The sequence below is a fragment of the Streptomyces phaeochromogenes genome (genome assembly GCF_001418655.1).
In the GTDB taxonomy this organism is placed as follows: Bacteria; Actinomycetota; Actinomycetes; order Streptomycetales; family Streptomycetaceae; genus Streptomyces; species Streptomyces phaeochromogenes.
This window is the reverse complement of sequence record NZ_LIQZ01000405.1, coordinates 1-20670: the sequence shown is the minus strand read 5'-3', so window position 1 is coordinate 20670 and position 20670 is coordinate 1. Positions and strand designations below refer to the sequence as shown.

Genomic DNA, 20670 nt, shown 5'->3' with positions numbered 1-20670 from the left:
CAGCGCACCGCCGTGCGAGGCCCCGGGCGGCCCCTCCCCACTGGGGATCGGGAACCGCCCGGAGCCGTGAGAACGCGGTGCTGTCAGAGACACAGGGTGACGCTGGCCGCGCTGATGCACGAGAGCAGGCTGAGGGTGCTGTTCGCGCCGCCGTCCGTCTGCTCGTCGGATTCCATCGTCTGCAGGTCGAGAAGTGCCATGGTGATGTCCTTTTCTCTGTGAAGTCGCCCTGTGGGGACGGGGTTTGGTGTCACGACTCCGCCGGACGGCGGAACCGCGTCTCAGGGCCGCCGTGGAAGCGGCGGCAGGAACGGCAGATGGGCGAGGGCCGCACCGTCGAGGGCGGCGCCGAGCGCCAGCAGACACCCTGCCGTTCCGGTGCCCAGGTCCATGGAGAGGCGCATCATCTGGTGCCCGGGGAAGGCCAGTTGGCCCTGGTAGGGCATCGCGAACCAGCCGAGCCCGGCGATCTGCGCGGCGACCTGCCCGGGGTCGGCGCCGGTGCGGCTCAGATGCAGGATCATGCCCGCCCGGCCCTGGAACAGTCCGGGCTGCGCGTAGAAGCGGGAGGTGGCGGCGGTCAGGATCTGCGAGCGGGCCCGCTCGAACTCGTCCGGGCCGTGAGCGACTTGGCCGTTCGCGCGCCTGTCGTCCTCGCCCCGGCCGTGCCCGGCTCGGCCGCCCTCGCTCCGGCCACCGCCGGCGTGCGCGAGGTAGTCGTCGACGACCAGGCCGATTCCGGCGCTGCCGTCGCCGAGGTAGGGCATGGTGCGTCGGCCCTCGTCGACCTCCAGGCCGCCGCCGTGCTGGACGACGCAGCACTCCAGGTCCCGTCGCAGCGCCTCGGCGGCCGATGCCAGCAGCTCGGGATCACCGGTCGACTCGTACCGGCGCAGCAGGAACAGCGCGGGCCCGCTCGCGCCGCGGAGGAGTCCGGCACGGCGCTTCTTCGGCTCGGGCCCGGGCTCGGCCAGGCGCTCCCGGAGGATCCGCGCCACCTCCGCCGCCCGGAGGTCCAGTTCCGGCTCCCCGGTCGTGCGCGCCAGCCGGTCGAGCACCAGGCCGAGCCCGGCGAGCCCGCCCTTCAGGTCCGAGGACAGCTTCCGCCACTTCTCCTTGAGCACGGTGTCGACGAGGTCCAGTGCCCGCTGCCGGTGCCCGAGCAGGTCGAGGACGTACGCGACGCCCGCGAGACCGTCGTACAGGCCGAGCGGCGTTCCCGTCGGCACCGGGTCGGTGTGGTCGAGCAGCCAGCGCTCGCCCTCCTCGTACCGGTCCGCGCCGGTCTCCGCCAGGGCGTACAGCACGCCCGCCGCCCCGTACGCGAGCCCGAGTCCGCCGCCGTCGGAGAACTGGGCGATGTCGCCGGGGAAGAGCCGGTCGTCGCGTTCCGGCGTGGCCGAGGCGAGGATCGCCTTGACCATCGAGTCGCGGCTGTAGGGCCAGTCACCGGGCTCGGCGAGTGCGGCGTACGGCGAGGCGTTCGCGCGGGACGGCAGGACGGCCGCGGGGGGTGGCAGGACGGCCGCGGAGGACGGCGAAGCAGTGGCGGGGGAGGGTGAGGTCGCGGCGGCAGCAGTCGGCGAAGCGGCCGGGCGGGACGCCGGGTCCCGGGTGATCTCGGCGACCGCCTCGGCCAGGAACTCCCTTGGTACGCCGGGGAATTGGTCCGTGATGATCTCGGCGAGGTGCGCCGCCTTCGCGCGGTCCATCACGAACAGTGTGGTGACCGGCATGAACATCGCGAGCCGCAGGCACGCCAGCGCGTACCGGTCCACGTCCGCGCCCGTCCGGTCCGGCGGTGCGAAGAACCCGGGGTGGGCGACGACTTGGCGACCGTCCTCCTCGATCGGCGCCGCCGCCTCGAAGTCGAGGAGCGCGACCGACTGTTCGTCGGGGGCGACCATGATGTTGAACATGTGCAGGTCGTTGAAGGCGATGCCACGCGCGTGCACCGCCTCGACCGCCGCCTCGACCAGCCCGTGAACCCGCAGCGCCCAGGCCGTGTAGTCGGCGACGGCGGCGGGATCCGGGGCGGCGGTGAGCAGCGGATGGCGTTCGGCGAAGAAGGAGTTGAGTGGCCGGCCCTCCAGGAAGTCCATGACGAGGAAGCGGTGGTCGCCGAGCGGGAACCAGTCGCGCACCTCGGGCACGACACCGAGCCCGGACACCCGCTCCAGGGCGTACTTCTCCCGGGCGAGCCGGGCCACGGCGTCCGCCCCGTCGGCGGCGAGCCCCGCGTGCGGCCGGCCCTCCTTGAGGACGACCCTGCTTCCGTCGCGGGTGTCGACGCCTGAGTACACGCCACCGCCGTTGGAGAAGTGCAGCGCCTTCTCGATGCGGTACGGCAGTTCACCGACCGTCGTCGTGTTGCGCGCGGCGAGCTGCGGTTCGAGGAACGCGGGCAGGGTCACCCACTCCGGCACCTGGAAGGAGGGCGCCCGCCGGTCCGATACCAGCCGGCCCTCGCCGTCCGTCACCGCGGGCACCAGCCTGCCGCGCTCGTCGACGACGAAGGACCGCGCGAACGCCCCGTAGCGCACATACAGCGGACCGTCGTTCCAGCGCAGGTCGGTGAGGATGTACGGCCCTTCGAGGCCCTTCAGGAGGGCGCCCAACTCCTCCAGCACGACCTGGAGTTGCTTCTCGTCCGCCGGATAGACGGTGACGAACTTGCCGCTCGCGTCGCGGGCGGCGTACTTGACGTTCCGCAGATGCAGCAGATGCGGACCCGGCACGAACTTGAAGGGGATCAGCCGGGGCACGCAGTAGTCCCAGACGGCCGCCGCGATGCGTTCCGCGTTCTCCCGGGTGGCCGAGGCGTGGATCTTCCACCCCTGGACCGGGCCGGACCGTGGCCGGCCCTCCCCGTCGACGGGGGTCATCGTCAGCCAGTCCCCGATCCGGGCCGCCCGCCATCCCTCGGGCACCGCCCGCCGGGCGGTCTCGTAGCCGGGCGCTTCGCCGCGCCCCTCTCCGGTCAGCCGGTCCGGTGTCTCGTAGAAGAACCTGTCGGCCAGCGCGTAGACCTCGTACCGCTCGTCCATCGCATTCCCCTCGACGGCTGCCGAGCCTTCCACCCAGCCGAGGGCCGGGACAGTCACGGCTGTCACGAGGTGACCGTGAGGAATGCACGGGTCGAGTCGTGTTCGGTCTCTTTCGGGCGGTCGCGGTCGGAGCAGTGCCGCAGATCGCCGCATTTGCCTCATGGATATTCAATTGGAGCTTGACCGGTGCATATGGCGCGGACCGCTGGCACCATCACAGATCTCTGCCAATGGCGGTGCGCCGGTCACGGTGCGAAGGGGGACCCCATGGATGTGAGCGTGCGTCTCGACGGCGCCAACCAGTCCGGCCAACTGCGTTCGCTGGCCCTGTGGCTCACCGCGGAACGGGAGCTGCGCGGCAGGGTGCGAACGGTCGAACCGCCGCCGGAGGAAGGGACGTTGGGCCCGGTGGACCAGAAGTCCTGATAGCCGTCGCCCAAGGAGGCATAGGCGCCTTCGTCGCCGCTCTCGTCGGCTGGATACGCCAGCGCGCTGTCGACATGACGTGCTCGGTCACCACGTCGACCGGCATCACCGTCGAGGTGTCCACCAGCCGGGTCCGGGCGGCGGACGCGGAGGGGCAACGTGACGGTGTGGGGCACCGACAGGTTCCGGACCCGGATGACGATGAAGGGTCACGAGGGCGCGGCGTTCGGTGTGGAGTTCAGCCCCGACGGCCGGACGATCGCCTCGGTGGGCGAGGACAGCACCCTGCGCCTGTGGGACGCACGGTCGGGCCGCTCCCCGGCGGTCCTCGACAACCACGCCGGCATGACGTTCGACCTCGCGTATGCCCCGGACGGCCGCACCCTGATCATGGGCAACAACGACGGGACGGTCCACCTGTGGGACGTCCGTACGCGCACCCGGCGCGCGACGCTCGACATCTCGGCCGGAACTGTCTACGGGATCGCCGTGGACGCCGGCGGCACCTCCCTGGCCGTCGCGAACTCCGACGGGACGGTCCAGCTCTGGGACATCGCCTCCGAACGGCGTACCGCCACGCTCACCGGCCACACGCTGGGCGCCATCACGGTCGCCTTCTCCCCCGGCGGAAGCACCCTCGTGTCGAGCGGCAACGACACGATCCGCCTCTGGGACCTCGACGCAGGCCGGGCGACGCGCCACATCTGCGATGTGGTGGGGCCCGCCGTCGACCGGGACCGCTGGCGCAAACTGATGCCGGACGTTCCATTCGACACGCCGTGCTCCCAGACATACGGAGACATAGGGACCGGCGGCCCCGCCCGGAGGCCCCGCTTCCGGGTCCCGCCCGACCCATGACCTGCCTCCGAACGGTCACAGGGGCTGCGCCGCCGTCCAGGAAGCGCTGTAATTGCGGACGTGGTCAGTGAGGGCGCTGCGGAACGCAGAACGAGAACGCTGCGTACCGAACTTGCCCTCAAGACGCTTCACGCGGACCTCGGGGCCCCCGAACGACTACGGAGCGTGCTCGAGCAGGTACTCGTGTTCGGTGGCGCGACACTCGCCACCGTCTACGCGCCGGGCGACAGCGGTGACCAACTGTGTCTGATCGAGGCGGCGGGCGTACCCCGGTCCCTGTACGGGCTGCGCGACAGCTACCCCCTCTCCGGCGGCTCGCCCGCGGCGGACGCCTACCGGATCGGCCGGCCCCTGTGGCTCAGCCCCGAGGAACTCGCCGTGCGCCCCGGTGCCCGCCCGATGCCCGCGGGGGACTTCTGGCTGGCCGCCCTGCCGCTGCCCCCGGACGGGCGCGGCGGCGGCTGTCTGGTCGCCGTGAACGAGAACCCGGGCGGCTTCGACACCGAGGACCGCAGCTGCCTCGAACTGCTCGCCGAGGCCGTCTCCTTCCCGCCCTCCACCCGGTCCGCGGACTCCGAGGACCTGCCCAGCAGCTCGTTCAGCCTGGCCATGGACACCGGGCGCGTCGAGGTCGACGACGAGATGCTGGAGCTGTTCGGGCTCGCCCCCGACGAGTTCGACGGCAAGGTCGAGACCCTGCTGGGCATGACCGTGCCGGAGGACCTGCCCTCGCTGATGTCCGTGGTGGAGTCCGACCACACGTCGATCGGCGAGCGCGAGCTGGAGTTCCGCATCCTCCAGCCCTCGGGCGACCAGCGGTGGCTCAGGCTGCGCGCGCGCCTGCTGCCGGCCGCCGACGGGCGCCCGTCCCGGCTGGTGGGGACCGTCGCCGACGCCTCCAAGCTGCGCTCCGGCGGCAACGAGGTCGCCCGTGTCCAGCGCCTCGCCGCGGCCCTCGCCACCGCGGGCACCGTCCACGACGTCAGCCAGGCCGTTGTCACCGCCCTGCGCCGGCCCCTGAAGGCCGACCGGATCGCCCTGGCCGAACTGGAGGGCGACCGCCTCGTCGTCACCGTCCTGGACCCGCCCGAACCGGAGGCCTGGCCCGAGGTCTGGCGCTCGGAGTGGCGCTCGGAGTGGCCCGACGCACCCGTACGCACCATGCCGACCCTGGCTGCCGCCCTGCGCGACGGACGCGCGGCCATCTGGCCCGCCGGAACCCCACTGGAGGCCACCCTCGCCGAGGTCGGCCCCGGCGGCCTCGCCATCCTGCCGCTGCCGGCCGGCAGCGGCGCGATGGCCGGCGCCTGCCTCATCGGCTGGGACACCCCGCACGACTTCGGCCCCGACGAGCGTGCCCTGCTCACCGCCTCCGCAGGCCTCGCGGGCCAGGCCCTGATGCGCGCCCACGCCTTCGACGCCGAACACGAACTCGTCGGCATGCTCCAGCGCACCCTCCTCCCGCGCAGACTGCCTCCCCTGCCGGGCGCGGAGGCCGTCGCCCGCTATCTGCCCACCACGGCGGGCCTGGAGGTCGGCGGCGACTGGTACGACGTGATCCCGCTGCCCGACAGCCACGTCGCCCTCGTCATCGGCGACGTCCAGGGGCACAACGCCCAGGCCGCCACCCTCATGGGCCAGATGCGCACCGCGCTACGCGCGTACGCCGTCGAGGGCCACCCGCCGGACGTGGTCGTCTCGCACGCCAACCGGCTGCTCATGGACATGGAGACCGACCTCTTCGCCACCTGCTGCTACGTCGACGTCGACATGGCGGAGGGCACGGCCTGGTGCGTACGTGCCGGGCATCTGCCGCCCGTCCTGCGCCACCCGGACGGCACCACCGAGATCGTCGTCACCGAGGGCGGACCACCGCTCGGCGTCATCACCCAGGCCGACTTCCCGATGAGCCCGCTGCCGCTGCGGCCCGGCACCATCGTGGCCCTCACCACCGACGGCCTCGTCGAGTCCTCCGAGCTCGACATGGAGGACGGCCTGAACCGGCTGGCCGACGAGCTGTCCGCCGCCGACCCCGCCCACCTCGGACTCGTCGCCGACGCCCTGCTCGCGGGCGCCAACCGCAGCGACGACGTGGCCCTGCTCCTCATGCGCTACGACGGACTCGACCTGAGGCCGCTGCGCGAGAGCTGGACCGTGTGGCGCGTACCCGAGGCCGTCCGCCACGCCCGCCGCTTCACCCGGCGCACCCTGCGCGCCTGGGGCGTGACGGAGGAGCACGACGCCATCCTCCTGATCGTCTCCGAACTGGTCACCAACGCCCTCGTGCACACCGACGGCCAGGTCCGTTTCGACCTCACCCTCATCAACGACCGTCTGCGCATCGCCGTCGCCGACGCCTCACCGCGTACGCCCATCAAGCCCACCAGCATCGGCTGGGAGGCCACCGGCGGCCGTGGCATCCTCCTCGTCGAGGCACTCTCCGCGATCTGGGGAACGGTCCCGGTCAGCGGCGGCAAGCAGGTGTGGGCCGAGATCGCAGTGACGGAACCGCCCGCGACCGGACCACCCCTCACGGAACCGCCCGTCCTAGGCTGATCACGTGCGCCTCCTCCTGATGTCCGACACCCACCTCCCCAAGCGCGCCAAGCGGCTCCCCGCGCCGCTCCTCGCCGAACTCCCGCGCGCCGACGTCGTGATCCACGCCGGCGACTGGGTGGACACCGCCACCCTCGACCTCCTGGAGAGCCGCTCGAACCGGTTCATCGGCGTGTACGGCAACAACGACGGCCCCGAGCTGAGGGCCCGCCTCCCCGAGATCGCCCGGGCCGACCTGGACGGCCTGTGCGTCGGGGTCGTCCACGAGACCGGCGCCGCCCAAGGCCGCGAGACGCGCTGCGCCACCCGCTTCCCGGACCTCGACGTCCTGGTCTTCGGCCACAGCCACATCCCCTGGGACACCACGGCCCCGACCGGCCTGCGCCTCCTCAACCCGGGCTCGCCCACCGACCGCCGAAGCCAGCCGCACTGCACGTACATGACGGCGGTGGTGAAGGACGGCGAGCTCACCGAGGTACGACTCCACCGGCTGCCGCCCCGAGAATCAGCGGACGGTTGACGGGCGGGCAGAAAATCAGTGGACGGTGCATGTTCCGGAGGATGGGATGGGTCGGCCGCTTCCCGGTCCGCATCCAGGAGTTGACCCTTGTCATCCGGTGACCCGCATGCCCACGACGACGTGACCATCGACGCCGATCTGGTCCGCCGTCTGCTCGCCGTCCAGTTCCCCCAGTGGGCCGAACTCCCGATCTCGCCGGTGCCCAGGTCCGGGATGGACAACGCGACGTTCCGGCTCGGCAACGTCCTGTCCGTACGGCTGCCCCGCTACCCGCGCTGGGTCGGACAGGTCGAGCGGGAGCACCGCTGGCTGCCGCTGCTCGCCCCGCAGCTGCCGCTGACGGTGTCCGAACCGCTCGCGGCGGGAGCGCCGGGGGAGGGCTATCCCTTCCCCTGGTCGGTCTACCGGTGGCTGGAGGGCGAGACGGCGACCACCGAGGGGCTCGCCGATCCGGTGACGGCGGCCGGACAACTGGCCGAGTTCATCCGGGCGTTGCGGACGATCGACGCCACCGACGGTCCAGGACCGCAGTGGAGCAACGCGTTCCGCGGGGTACCCATGGGCGACGAACGCGACTCGCTGGCCGCCGACACCCTGGTCCGGCCGAAGATCGCCAAGCTGAAGGGCATGGTCGACACGGACGCCGTAACGGCCGTGTGGGACGCGGCACTTACGGCACCGGCCTGGGACGGACCGCCGGTCTGGTTCCACGGCGACCTCGCGACCGGCAACCTGCTGTCCGTCGACGGCCACCTCAGCGCGGTCATCGACTTCGGCACGCTGGGCGTCGGCGACCCGGCTGTCGACGTGCTGCCCGCGTGGAAGTTTCTGCCCGACGCGGCACGCGGCACCTTCCGCGAGGCGCTCGGCGACGACGACGCCACCTGGGCACGCGGACGCGGCTGGGCGCTCGCCGGATCACTGCCCGTACCCGACGACCCCTTCTTCCAGGAGGACCCGGCCCGAGTGACCACCGCCCTGCGGCACCTCGAAGCGATCATCGCCGACCACCGCGAGGAGACCTGACACGCCGACGTCTCAGGCGCAGGACGGCCGTCGTCCAGGAGGGCCGCCGCGAAGGCCGCGGCTCGTCATCGCTCCCGCGGGTGGATCTCCCCGGCCGTCGCCATCAGCGGGGCGCCACTGCCGCCCCAGCGCAGCGCGACGATCTCGGCGGCGACGGACACGGCCACCTCCTCCGGCGTACGCGCTCCGAGGTCGAGGCCGACCGGCGAGCGCAGCCGCGCCAGTTCGGCCTCGCCGAGCCCGCCGTCCCGCAGCCGCTTCATCCGGTCGTCGTGCGTACGCCGGCTGCCCATGGCCCCGATGTACGCGGCCGGCCGGCGCAGCGCCTCCTCCAGGAGCGGCACGTCGAACTTGGGGTCGTGGGTGAGGACGCAGATCACCGTGCGTTCGTCGGTCGGGGTGGCGTGCAGATAGCGGTGCGGCCACTCGACGACGACCTCCACGCCCGCCGGGAAGCGTTTCGGGGTGGCGAAGACGGGCCGGGCGTCGCACACGGTGACGCGGTAGCCGAGGAAGGAGCCGATCCGGGCCACGGCAGCCGCGTAGTCGATCGCCCCGAAGACCAGCATGCGCGGCGGGGGAGCGAAGGAGTGCAGGAAGACCGTCACCGCGTCCTCGCGTCGCTCGCCGCGCGGGCCGTAGTGCCGCTGCCCGGTGGCGCCCAGGGCCAGTTCGCCCCGCGCGTCGGCGGTCACCGCCACATCCAGGCCCGTCGTGCCGAGCGTGCCCGACACCTCGTCCTCCCAGACCGCGAGGGTCGCGCCAAGCTGAGCCGGGCCGTCGATCACCGTCGCCACGGTCACCGGACGGGCCGCGGCCACCGACTCCGCGACCGCCCCGAAGGACGGATCGAGCGCGGCCGTGACGGGCCGTACGAGGAGGGTGATCTCCCCGCCGCAGGTCAGACCGACGGCGAACGCGTCCTCGTCGCTGTACCCGAAGGTCTCCAGTCGGGCCTCGCCTGACTCCACCACGTCCTGGGCCAGCTCGAACACCGCCCCCTCGACACAGCCGCCGGAGACGCTGCCCACGACCTCGTCACCGGGCCCGACGGCCATGGAGGCGCCCGGATCCCGTGGCGCGCTCCGGCTGACGGCGACGACCGTGGCGAGACCGAAGGGGGAGCCCTCCGCATACCACCGGCCGAGCGCCGGGAGGATCTCACGCATCGCCCGCTCCTCTCACCACCACCGCCGGACGTTCCGGTGCGGCCAGTCTGTGTCCTCTGTGCCCTCGACGAATGGTCAACGCTCGGCAGCGCCGCCGCCATACCCGCGGCCGGGGGCGAGTAGCCGGGACGGTCCTCGCGTGGATCGGCCCGGATCACCCGGTGCGCAGGCCGGTGCAAGCGTCGCACCCGGGCCGCGAGCAGCCCGGGTCCGCCACGCTCCCAGCCGCCCGACACCACGACGACCACCGCGCCACGCGCCATACGGCGCTGCCCCCCCACCGGTCGAGAAAGCCCTGCGGAAGCTCGCCGAGTCGGCTTGGGTACCGCCCCGCTCCAGGTCCTCCCGGATATTCCGTTGCTCGCGGATGCCAGGGACTGATGGACTGAAAGGGATCAGCCGCGAGGCACAGTCGACCGGAATCAAGGAGCAGCAATGCGCGCACCGTTCATGTCCACCCAGGAAGGAATCCCTCTCACTTCAAAGGACATGACAAGCGGTGCACACGCTGAACCTTGGAATTCTGGCGCACGTAGACGCGGGTAAGACAAGCCTGACCGAGCGGCTGCTGCACACCGTCGGGATCATCGACGAGATCGGCAGCGTCGACGACGGCAGCACCCAGACCGACTCGCTCGCGCTGGAACGACAGCGCGGTATCACCATCAAGTCGGCCGTCGTCTCGTTCGAGATCGACGACGTGACGGTCAATCTGATCGACACACCCGGCCACCCGGACTTCATCGCCGAGGTGGAGCGGGTGCTGAGCGTGCTCGACGGCGCGGTGCTAGTGATCTCGGCCGTGGAGGGCGTCCAGGCGCAGACGCGTGTCCTGATGCGGACACTGCGACGGCTGCGCGTTCCCACGCTCGTCTTCGTCAACAAGATCGACCGCCGGGGCGCACGGGACGAGGCCGTACTCAGGGCCGTCACCGAGCGTCTCACCCCGGCCGTGGTCCCGATGGGCCGGACGGTCGGACAGGGCACGCCCCAGGCGCGTTTCGCCCCGGGTCTCGCCCCGGACGCGCTCGATGTGCTTGCCGACCACGACGACCGGCTGCTCACCGCGTACGTCGAGGGCGGGGTGCCGGACGCCCTGTTCCGCGCGGCACTCGCGGACCAGACCGGGCGGGCCCTCGTGCACCCGGTGTTCTTCGGCTCCGCCATGACGGGCGCGGGCGTGGACGAGCTGATCACCGGCATCAGGGACCTGCTCCCCGCCGGCGACAGCGACACCGAAGGACAGGTCTCCGGCACGGTGTTCAAGGTCGAGCGGGGCCGGGCGGGGGAGCGGGTCGCGTACGCGCGGATGTTCTCCGGGGCCCTCCGCACCCGCGACCGGGTGACCTTCGGAGGCGGCAAGGAAGGCAAGGTCACCGCGGTCCGTGTCTTCGAACGCGGCTCGGACACCCGGGACGGCCTGCTGGCCGCCGGCCGGATCGGCAAGCTGTGGGGCCTCGACGGCATCAGGATCGGCGACAGCATCGGCGTGCCGCGCCCGTCGTACGAGCACTTCTTCGCTCCGCCGACCCTCGAAACCGTCGTCGTGTCGAACCGTCCGGCCGACAAGGGCGCCCTGCACACCGCACTCACCCAGCTCGCCGAGCAGGACCCGCTGATCAACCTGCGGCTGGACGGGACGCGGCGGGAGATCTCGGTGTCCCTCTACGGCGAGGTGCAGAAGGAGGTCGTCCAGGCGACCCTGGCCGACGAGTTCGGCCTGGACGTCGGCTTCCGCGAGACGACGACGATCTGTGTCGAGCGGCCCGTGGGCAGTGGCGCGGCGGTCGAGTTCAACGGCAAGGAACCCAACCCGTTCCTCGCCACGGTCGGACTGCGCGTCGATCCGGCGCCGGTCGGCTCCGGCGTGGAGTTCCGGCTGGAGGTCGAGCTCGGAGCCATGCCGTACGCCTTCTTCAAGGCGGTCGAGGACACCGTGAGGGAGACCCTGGACCAGGGAATCCACGGCTGGCGGGTCCCCGACTGCACGGTCACCATGACGCACTCCGGGTACTCGCCCCGGCAGAGCCACGCCCACCAGGGCTTCGACAAGAGCATGTCGAGCACGGGAGCGGACTTCCGCGGCCTCACCCCGCTCGTCCTGATGGACGCGCTGCGAGAGGCCGGCAGTCAGGTGTACGAGCCGATGCACCGATTCCGCCTGGAGGCCCCGGTGGACTCGCTGGGCGCCCTGCTCCCGGTCCTCGCCGGGCTGCGGGCGGTGCCCAGGACGACGGAGACGCGGGGCACGTCATGTGTGCTGGAGGGTGCGATCCCGGCGGCCCAGGTGCACGGGCTTGAGCAACAGCTACCGGGTCTGACCAGCGGAGAGGGCGAGCTGGAGGCCGCGTTCGACCACTACGCGCCGCTCGCGCGAGGCACGGTCCGGGACCGGCCGCGTACCGATCACAACCCGCTCAACCGCAAGGAGTACCTGCTGAACGTGACGCGGCGAATCGGCGGATGATCGGCGGGTGACCGGCACAACTCCATTCCGGAAAAGGTGACTTACTCTCAAGTCAGGAGTCTTGACGGGCCGAAGAGGCACCGCGACTGTTGTGCACATGTCGAAGTTGCGTGTGCATCTGCTCGGCGTCCTCGTACTCCTGACCGGTCTCCTGACGACCACCGGAGCTCAGCCCGCCTCAGCCCTCCCCGACGATCTGTGGTTCGACCCGGCCGCCGCCGCGACCCTCACGGTCCAGAACGGCCGCTTCACCGACGGCCTCGGCCGCGAGGTCGTGCTGCGCGGCTACAACGTCTCCGGCGAGACGAAACTCAAGGAGAACAACGGCCTGCCCTTCGCCTCGGTCGCGGACGCCAAGAAGTCCGCGACCGCGCTGCGGGCGCTCGGCGGCGGCAACTCCGTCCGCTTCCTGCTCTCCTGGGCCTACGCGGAGCCCACGCGCGGCCAGGTGGACTCCGCCTACCTGGCCGCCGCGACCGACCAGATCCGTGCGTTCGTGGACGCCGGCATCCGCGTGTACCCCGACTTCCACCAGGACCTCTACTCCCGCTGGCTGTTCGACTCGGACAGCTGGTACACCGGCGACGGCGCCCCCAAGTGGGCCGTCGACCTCGGTGACTACCCCGACGAGTACTGCGGCATCTGCCCGTTCTGGGGCCAGAACATCACCTCCAACGCGGCCGTGACACAGGCGACTTACGACTTCTGGCACAACGAGTACGGCCTTCAGGACGCCTTCCTCGACACCGCCCAGAAGACGATGACGTACGTGAGGCAGAACCTCACCGCGACCCAGTTCGCGGGCGTCGTCGGCTTCGACCCGTGGAACGAGCCGCACGCGGGCACCTACGACTCGGGCCAGACCAGCCGGGCGTGGGAGAAGGACGTCCTGTGGCCGTTCTACGTCAAGTTCCGTGCCCGTATGGACGCGGCGGGCTGGCAGGCCAAGCCGGCCTTCGTCGAGCCGAACCTCTTCTGGAACGCCAACATCGACTTCCAGAAGCAGGAGGGCGGCCTGCTCGACTCGACGCTCGGCTCGCGCTACGTCTTCAACACCCACTTCTACGACCAGAAGGCCATCTCCGGTGTCTTCATGTGGGGCAAGGCGGAGGACGGCCAGTACGTCGGCGACTTCGGCACCGTCCGCGACCGGGCCACGGCCACCGGGACGACGGCGATCATCAGCGAGTTCGGGCACCCGCTCAGCGGCTCTGTCTCCGACAAGGCGCCGACGGTCTACAAGGCGATGTACCAGGCCCTCGACTCCCGGGTGAAGGGTGCCAACTGGTGGGCGGATCCAGCGAGTTCGGGTCCCGTCCTGTCCGGCTCCCAGTGGCAGTGGGACATCTACAACGGCCGCCACCACGAGCTGATGAACGACAACCCGAACGAGGTGCAGACCGCGGGCGACGCCTGGAACGACGAGGACCTGTCCGCGGTACGCCTCGACGACTCCGGCAAGGCCGTACTGCGCCAGGACGCCCGGATGCTCGACCGCGTCTACCCCAGCGCCACGGCGGGCCGCTCGCTCGCCTTCACCTACGAGGACCGCTCAAGGGACGGTTCCACGACACTGACGTGGAACCCGGTGCCCAGTTCCCTGCCGAACGTCGCCCAGCTGGTGGGCTCGGGGCAGTACGCGCTGCAGGTCTGGCGCTCCGACGGCAGCGCCGAGCCGACGGAACTGCATCTTCCGGCGTCCTTCCCGAGCGCGTCGACCACGGTGGTCTCCGACCTCGGGACGGTGTTCGGTCCGCCCGCGTACACCCGCACCACTCCGATCGCCACGGCGGCCGAGCCGGGTGGCACGGGCAGTCGGCGGCTGTTGCTCACCGCGGCAGACTCGGGCACGTTGCACTATGCCCTGGTCACCAATGGTGCGACCGCGCCGTCCGCTGCGGTGCTGAGCGCGGCGCGTTCGGAGCTGGCTTCCTGGATGGCGTCCGAGTTCAACTAGAGGCTCTGCTGGAGGGTATTCCGTCTGCCGGCTCGTCGTGGCTGGTCGCGCCCACGCGGCGGAGCCGCAAAATGTCACAGCCCCGCGCCCCCAAGGGGCGCGGGGCTGCCGGGCGGAGCAGGTCAGTCGGCGGTCGTCCCCGTCCAGTTGGCCGGGACGTGGGCCAGGCGGACGCGCTGCGGGTGGTCGCCGACCGGCACGGACACCGTCTTCCTGCCGGTGGTGAAGTCGATCGCCGTGACCTGGTCGGCGCCGCTCTCGGAGACCACGCAGGACTTGCCGTCACCGCTGACGGTCGCCCAGTAGGGCTTGGAGGCGGTGACGAGCGGGCCCTCCTGGAGGGTGGCGCGGTCGACGACGGTCGCGTAGTCGTCCATCGTGCCCGCGACACAGATCTTCGTGCCGTCGGGCTTCATCGAGATGCCGTGGTGGCGCGAGTCGTTGACCCAGGTGGTGCGGTCGGTGCTGGTCGCGGGGTTCATCGGCAGAGTCTTGGTGCGGGTGATCCGGTCCGTGGCGATGTCGTACTCGAAGAAGCCGTTGAAGAACGACACCTGGAAGTACAGCTTCGACTCGTCCGGGCTGAAGGCGGCCGGGCGGACCGCGTCGGAGTAGTCGGTGAGGCCGATCGCGTCGAGCCGCTGCCGCATGTCGATGACCTTGACCTGCTTGAACGTGGTCGCGTCGACGACCGTGATCTTCCGGTCGCCCTTCGTCCAGTCCAGCCACGGGGCGTCGGTCGCGGTGTTGACGTCGCCGATCCCCATGTTCCAGATCTGCTTGCCGTCGCTGGTGAAGATGTTCTCGTGCGGCTTGTCACCCGTGGCGAACGAGCCCGCCTGTTTGCCCGTGTTGATGTCCAGCACATGCACGGTGTTGGAGGTGGAGGCCGAGACGGCGACCCGGGTGCCGTCGGGGGAGACCGCCATGTGGTCGGCGCGGAAGCCCGACACGGGGAAGCGCCAGTTGATGTCGCCCGAGGCGAGGTCGATCGAGACCACGTCGGCGAAGCTCGGCCGGGATACCACCATCGACCTGCCGTCGGGGGTGGAGTACATGTCGTCGACGAACTGGTCGTGACCCTCGCCCACGCTGTTGCGGATGGTCATGAAGGCGATCCACTTGATCGGGTCGGCGTTGATCTCCGCCATCCGCGCGTCCTTGTCCGGGATGACGTTGATCCGGCCGACCTTCGCGAAGTCGCCCGTGGACTTGATGACGTCGGCGGTGCCCTCCCAGTTGTTACCGACGAACATCACCTCTCGCAGATCCGCGGAGGCGTTCGGTGCGGCGGACACGGTGGCCGGCGCGGTGACGGCCAGGACGAGGGCGGCTGCGATGGACCAGGCGTGCCGGGCTCTGAAGGCAGACATGACCGATCTCTCCTATGTGTGGGGAGCATGACAAGGTCGAGAATCTGAAAACGCGTACGTTCAGATTGGACTTACTGGAAAGTAAGGAGAGGGGCCCGCTCTCCACAAGACTCCGGACAGGACAAGATTGGCCATCGGGCCGATCAGGGAGGTTCAGTGGCGGGCAGGCTCAGAGCGCCGACCGGCCGTTACGGTGGCAAGACCGCCGAGGAGCGGAAGTCCGAGCGTCGCCGGAGATTCCTGGACGCCGGACTCCAGCTGTTCGGGGACGCCCCCGGCTACCGCGCCACGACCGTCTCAGCCCTGAGCGAGGCCGCAGGCCTGTCCACCCGCCAGTTCTACGAGGAGTTCCGCACCCTCGAAGACGTACTGGCCGCCCTCCACCTCCAGGTCAACGACTGGGCCGAGGAGGCCGCCCTGACCGGCCTCGCCGAGGCGGACGGACTGCCGATCGAGGGACGCGCCACGGCCGCCTTCCGCGCCTACGCCGCCAACGTCACCGGCGATCCGCGCCGCCTGCGCATCACCTTCGTCGAGATCATCGGCGTCAGCCCACGGCTCGAACGGCAACGGCTGGCCCGCCGTTCCCGCTGGATCGACTTCGTCTGCGCCGAGGCCACGGCCGCCGCGGACCGGGGCGAGGCGGTCCCCCGCGATTACCGGATCGCCGCCGCGGCGTTCATCGGCAGTGTCAACGGCCTGCTGCACGACTGGAGTTCGGGTTGGGTCGACGCGACCCTGGACGAGGTGGTGGACGAACTCGTGGGGTTGCTCCTGGGGATCCTGCGCCCGGCGGGATGGCGTCCGGAGGGCTCGTAGACCCGGGCCGAGGGCCGGGCCCGGCCGGGGGACCGGAGAGTTCCGTTTCGGCACGCCCAAGTTCCGCTGTACGACTGCACGTTGACAGCAATCTCGGCCCCAACTATGAGAAGGTGTACGGCCTTCGCATGGCCGGATTTTTCTGGATTCTCCGTGTCCGGCAAGAGGGGTTCGTCCCCTGAAGGGGGTGCCTGATGCGTCATACGCTCAGCCCTGTACGACCAGTCCACGACTGCGCCGCAGTCTGTCCGGTACCGCTGTCGCCCCAGGCCCTGGCGCAGCTGTACGCCCGCTATCTCGAACTGCTCAAGCAGCGCCGCCTGCCAGGGAACATGACGTTCGAGGAGTACTACACCGTCTGGCGCGCGGGACGGCGGGGCGAGAACCTCGTCGGCCTCGACGACGGAGCCATCGACCCGGGCCCCAGCACCGACAAGCAGCTGATCACCCGGCCGTCGGCCCAACTCCGGGGAACCATCCGGACGTTGGTGCTGCTCGTCGACTTTCCCGACCAGCCGCACGAGGTCGACCACGGCCCCGGCCACTACGACAGCATGCTGTTCGGCCTCGACGAGTTCCCGACCGGCAGCATGCGCTCGTTCTACCGCGACGTCAGCGCCTTCGACACGTCACCGAGCACGGGCATCGACGTCCAGGGCGCGGTGCACGGCTGGTTCCGGATGCCGCAGCCGCTGTCGTTCTACGCCGACGGCAACTCCGGCATGAACGCCAACTTCCCGCGCAACTCACAGGGGTTGGCGCGCGACGCCGTACTGGCGGCCCGGGACGCCGGAGTCGACTTCACCTCCTTCGACGCACTCGACGAAGGAGTCGTCACCGCCCTGTTCGTCATCCACGCCGGACGCGGCGCCGAGCAGACGACCCAGCGCGGCGACCTGTGGAGCCTCAAGTGGACGATCCCCGGGGGAGTCGACGTCGGTCCGGGCCTGTCCGCGCGCACCTTCCTGACCGTCCCCGAGGACAGTGCCGTCGGCGTCTGCGCCCACGAGTGGGGCCACCTCGCGGCACGCTGGGCCGACTATTACGACACCGGCCAGCAGCAGCTGACCCGCTCGGCCGGACTCGGCAACTACTGCCTGATGGCGGGCGGTTCATGGGGCAACGGCGGTCTGACCCCGGTCTTCCCGACCGCCATGCTGCGCATGTTCCACGGCTGGATCGAGCCCCAGGTGGTGAACAAGACCACCCGGGACATCAGGCTGCGGCCCGCCGCGGAGGACGGCGAAGCGGTGTTCATCCAGAACCCCGCGACCATGTCCGACAGCCAGTACATACTCGTCGAGTACCGTCGCCGTCGAGGCCAGGACGCCTTCCTGCCCGATGAGGGGATCGCCGTCTACGTCGTCGACGAATCGATCGACAACGTCAACGACGAGCAGAACCTGGCCATCGAACTCCTCCAGGCGGACGGCCGCGGCGACCTCTCCCGGATGTTCGGCCGGGGCAACCGCGGTGACAGCGACGACCTGTACCCGTTCAAGGACAACACCACCGTCGGCGAGAAAACGGCTCCGGCGCTGAACCTGCCCCAGGGCACCTGGACAGGGGTCACCATCGAGACGGTGGGCACACCCGGGGCCGACGAGATGACGGTGCACGTCACCGTGGCGTAGGAGGCCGTCGCCAGGGCCGCAACGCCCCGACCTGCGGGGCAGGGCGCCGGCGGCTCACAGTGCTTCAGCCTCCACTGGCCGGCCGGTTCACGGCGGCGAGGACGGGACCCACTTCGTCCTCGTCGCCGTGGACCGGCCACGGCGCCGACTCCGCCTCACCCGAGTCCACTTCGTAGTAGCGCAGCGCGCGGATGCTCACTCCCCCTGCTCGGCGACCTGACCGATGCGCACAGGTCCTTCTCTCGTCCGGCAGGTTCGACTTGCACCTGACACCAACGTCAGGTTTTAGCGTGGTGGGCGTCGGCGCTTGCCGAACATTCGCCCCACTGACTTCACGAACGGCCGGTTCAGGCCGTGTGGAAAGGCAGCACGTCATGCGCGCAGTCCGCTATCACGAGTACGGCGGTGTGGAGACCCTGGTGGTCGAGCAGGCGCCGGACCCGCATCCCGGGCCCGGCGAGATCCGCGTCCGCGTCGCGGCGGCCGGCGTCAATCCCGTCGACTGGAAGGTGCGCTCCGGTGCGGTGCACGAGGTGCTCCCCGTGGACCTGCCCGCGATTCCCGGGCGTGATGCCGTCGGCGTGGTCGACGAGATCGGTGAGGGCGTGCGGGGGGTGAGCATCGGCGACCGTGTCTTCGGGCTGGGCGGCGTCACCGGCGCGACAGCGGAGCTGGCCGTGCTCTCGGCCTGGGCCCACGCGCCCACCACGTGGACAGACGAGGAGGCCGCCGGCGCCGGTCTGGCATCCGTGACCGCGATGGGCGGGCTGAAGGCGCTCGGTCCCCTGCGGGGGCGCACCCTTCTCGTCGAGGGCGCCGCCGGAGGCGTGGGCAGTGCGGCGGTCGAGATCGCGGTGGCTCAGGGCGCCACCGTGATCGGGACGGCCGGCGAGCGCAACCACGAGTTCCTCACCTCTCTCGGAGCCGTTCCCACCACCTACGGCACCGGCCTCGCGGAGCGCCTCGCCACCCTGGCTCCGGACGGTGTCGACATCGCGCTCGACACCGCGGCCTCCGGGTCCCTCGCCGAAATCGTCGCGATCGTCGGCGACCCTGCCCACGTCTCGACGGTCGCCGACCACACCAACGCGCATCGCCTGGGTGTGCACATGGCCAACGCGGAGAACGACTCCACTCTCCTCGCCGAGGCGGGCGAACTAGGCCGCCAAGGCCGCTACACACCGCGCATCGAGCGGTCCTACCCACTCGAACGGATCGCGGAGGCGCACGCATACGCCGAGCGCGGACACACGCGGGGGAAGATCGTGGTCTGCGTCTGAGCTTGTCCCACCGCTCGGGGCTTCCCGCGACTTCGGCCGCGGGAAGCCCCGCACCTCCGGATCACAACCGGTCCTGGAGTGATGCTCGGTCCGTCATTGCCGGGCCAGCGACACCAGCACAACGGCAGCCCCGCCGATGAGCGCCACCCCGAACAGCCACACCGAGAGCAGCCGCCGACGCAACACCCGGTACGCCTCCTCGTACTCGCCCCGCAGTTCAGCACCCCGCTGAACGGTCCGCCGCCAGGAAAGCCGCGCCAGCGACACGTACTCCTCCGCGAACCGCTCCTCGACCTCGGCCCGCTGACTGTCGGTGAGCCACCCGAACTGCCGTGTGAAGCGGCCCGCTTCCGCCCGCCCCTCACCCCGGGTGGCCTCGATCAGAAGATGACCCTCCAACTCGTGGATCAACGCCCCAGCATCGACCGGCCGTTCGTCCATCGTCGTCACCGCAGAACCCTCTCCGGCGCAGGCAACTGCCCGGCCACGGCACCGATTTCGGGATGGTGCAGGTCGAAGGCGGGGGATTCGGAACGGATCCGCGGCAGCGTGAGGAAGTTGTGCCGCGGCGGCGGGCAGGACGTGGCCCACTCCAGCGAACGGCCGTAACCCCACGGGTCGTCGACCTCGACCTTCTCGCCGTACTTCGCCGTCTTCCAGACGTTGTAGAAGAACGGCAGCAGGGACAGCCCGAGGACGAAGGAGAAGATGCTGGACACCGTGTTGAGGACCGTCAGCCCCTCCACGGCCAGATAGTCGGGAATCCGGCGCTGCATTCCGTTCGTGCCCAGCCAGTGCTGGACGAGGAAGGTGCCGTGGAAGCCGATGAACAGCGTCCAGAAGGTGATCTTGCCGAGGCGTTCGTCGAGCATCTTGCCGGTGAACTTCGGCCACCAGAAGTGGAAGCCGGAGAACATCGCGAACACCACAGTGCCGAAGACCACGTAGTGGAAGTGCGCCACCACGAAGTACGAGTCCGAGACGTGGAAGTCCATCGGCGGCGAGGCCAGGATGACACCGGTCAGACCACCGAAGGTGAAGGTGATCAGGAAGCCGGTGGCCCACAGCATCGGTGTCTCGAAGGACAACGATCCCTTCCACATCGTGCCGATCCAGTTGAAGAACTTCACACCCGTTGGCACGGCGATGAGGAACGTCATGAAGGAGAAGAACGGCAGCAGCACACCGCCGGTGACGTACATGTGGTGCGCCCACACCGTCACCGACAGGCCCGCGATGGCGATGGTCGCGCCGATCAGGCCCATGTAGCCGAACATCGGCTTGCGGGAGAAGACCGGGATGACCTCGCTGATGATGCCGAAGAACGGCAGCGCGATGATGTACACCTCTGGATGCCCGAAGAACCAGAACAGGTGCTGCCACAACAGGGCACCACCGTTTGCGGCATCGAAGATGTGTGCGCCGAATTTCCGATCCGCCTCCAGCGCGAACAGCGCGGCGGCGAGCACGGGGAAGGCGAGCAGCACGAGGACCGCGGTGAGCAGCACGTTCCACACGAAGATCGGCATGCGGAACAT

Annotated in this window: 16 protein-coding genes and 2 pseudogenes; 10 read left to right on the top strand and 8 right to left on the bottom strand. The window is 70.4% G+C overall.

Features of this window, described 5'->3' with window-relative positions; genetic code table 11:
* Positions 1-83: 83 nt before the first annotated feature.
* On the bottom strand, positions 84-200 hold the full coding sequence (locus tag AOK17_RS40440) for a SapB/AmfS family lanthipeptide (protein WP_055617622.1): 117 nt from the start codon (positions 198-200) through the stop codon (positions 84-86).
* Positions 201-281: 81 nt separating this feature from the next.
* A complete protein-coding gene (gene lanKC / locus AOK17_RS40435; RefSeq protein ID WP_055617621.1) occupies positions 282-3047 on the bottom strand; it encodes a class III lanthionine synthetase LanKC in 2766 nt (921 codons plus the stop codon).
* 192 nt (positions 3048-3239) lie between these two features.
* Between lanKC and AOK17_RS54160 the strand changes: the two are divergent.
* The 5 genes and pseudogenes from AOK17_RS54160 to AOK17_RS40415 all read left to right on the top strand — a co-directional run.
* Positions 3240-3565: pseudogene (locus AOK17_RS54160) on the top strand (effector-associated constant component EACC1); the annotation flags it as partial.
* A 103-nt stretch (positions 3566-3668) separates the two neighbouring features.
* On the top strand, positions 3669-4331 hold the full coding sequence (locus AOK17_RS40430; RefSeq protein ID WP_157881496.1) for a WD40 repeat domain-containing protein: 663 nt from the start codon (positions 3669-3671) through the stop codon (positions 4329-4331).
* A 60-nt stretch (positions 4332-4391) separates the two neighbouring features.
* Positions 4392-6887 (top strand): SpoIIE family protein phosphatase, encoded by a 2496-nt coding sequence (locus AOK17_RS40425; protein WP_079053562.1) that lies wholly within the window; start codon positions 4392-4394, stop codon positions 6885-6887.
* Between the two features lie 4 nt (positions 6888-6891).
* Positions 6892-7407, top strand: coding sequence for a metallophosphoesterase family protein (locus AOK17_RS40420; RefSeq protein ID WP_055617618.1), 516 nt, complete (start codon positions 6892-6894; stop codon positions 7405-7407).
* A gap of 87 nt (positions 7408-7494) precedes the next feature.
* Entirely contained in the window at positions 7495-8433 is a 939-nt protein-coding gene (locus AOK17_RS40415) for an aminoglycoside phosphotransferase family protein (protein WP_245697678.1), read from the top strand.
* Positions 8434-8498: 65 nt separating this feature from the next.
* Here AOK17_RS40415 and AOK17_RS40410 read toward each other — a convergent pair whose 3' ends face one another.
* Positions 8499-9602 carry an XdhC family protein gene (locus tag AOK17_RS40410; RefSeq protein WP_055617617.1) on the bottom strand — a complete coding sequence of 368 codons (1104 nt, stop codon included), beginning with the start codon at positions 9600-9602 and terminating at the stop codon, positions 8499-8501.
* A 122-nt stretch (positions 9603-9724) separates the two neighbouring features.
* Positions 9725-9865: pseudogene (locus tag AOK17_RS54155) on the bottom strand (VWA domain-containing protein); the annotation flags it as partial.
* A gap of 236 nt (positions 9866-10101) precedes the next feature.
* Here AOK17_RS54155 and AOK17_RS40405 point away from each other — a divergent pair.
* Together AOK17_RS40405 and AOK17_RS40400 are read left to right on the top strand one after the other, a co-directional pair.
* Positions 10102-12069, top strand: a complete 1968-nt coding sequence (locus tag AOK17_RS40405) for an elongation factor G (protein ID WP_055617616.1) — start codon at positions 10102-10104, stop codon at positions 12067-12069.
* A gap of 97 nt (positions 12070-12166) precedes the next feature.
* Positions 12167-14026, top strand: a complete 1860-nt coding sequence (locus AOK17_RS40400; RefSeq protein ID WP_055617655.1) for a cellulase family glycosylhydrolase — start codon at positions 12167-12169, stop codon at positions 14024-14026.
* Between the two features lie 122 nt (positions 14027-14148).
* Here AOK17_RS40400 and AOK17_RS40395 read toward each other — a convergent pair whose 3' ends face one another.
* Positions 14149-15399, bottom strand: coding sequence for a YncE family protein (locus AOK17_RS40395; protein ID WP_055617615.1), 1251 nt, complete (start codon positions 15397-15399; stop codon positions 14149-14151).
* A gap of 156 nt (positions 15400-15555) precedes the next feature.
* On the opposite strand from AOK17_RS40395, the gene AOK17_RS40390 reads away from it, so the two are divergent.
* A complete protein-coding gene (locus tag AOK17_RS40390; RefSeq protein WP_055617614.1) occupies positions 15556-16218 on the top strand; it encodes a TetR/AcrR family transcriptional regulator in 663 nt (220 codons plus the stop codon).
* A gap of 194 nt (positions 16219-16412) precedes the next feature.
* Complete coding sequence (locus AOK17_RS40385) at positions 16413-17852, top strand: M6 family metalloprotease domain-containing protein (RefSeq protein ID WP_079053561.1); 1440 nt, start codon at positions 16413-16415, stop codon at positions 17850-17852.
* A 64-nt stretch (positions 17853-17916) separates the two neighbouring features.
* Here AOK17_RS40385 and AOK17_RS53700 read toward each other — a convergent pair whose 3' ends face one another.
* Positions 17917-18051, bottom strand: coding sequence for a hypothetical protein (locus AOK17_RS53700; protein ID WP_281198672.1), 135 nt, complete (start codon positions 18049-18051; stop codon positions 17917-17919).
* A 175-nt stretch (positions 18052-18226) separates the two neighbouring features.
* On the opposite strand from AOK17_RS53700, the gene AOK17_RS40380 reads away from it, so the two are divergent.
* The gene (locus AOK17_RS40380; protein ID WP_055617613.1) at positions 18227-19132 is read left to right on the top strand and encodes an NADP-dependent oxidoreductase; all 906 of its coding nucleotides are present in this window, start codon (positions 18227-18229) and stop codon (positions 19130-19132) included.
* Between the two features lie 93 nt (positions 19133-19225).
* On the opposite strand, the gene AOK17_RS40375 is transcribed toward AOK17_RS40380, so the two are convergent.
* Positions 19226-19573 (bottom strand): hypothetical protein, encoded by a 348-nt coding sequence (locus tag AOK17_RS40375; RefSeq protein WP_055617653.1) that lies wholly within the window; start codon positions 19571-19573, stop codon positions 19226-19228.
* A gap of 5 nt (positions 19574-19578) precedes the next feature.
* On the bottom strand, positions 19579-20670 hold a 1092-nt coding region (locus AOK17_RS40370), incomplete at its 5' end, for a cytochrome c oxidase subunit I (RefSeq protein ID WP_079053560.1).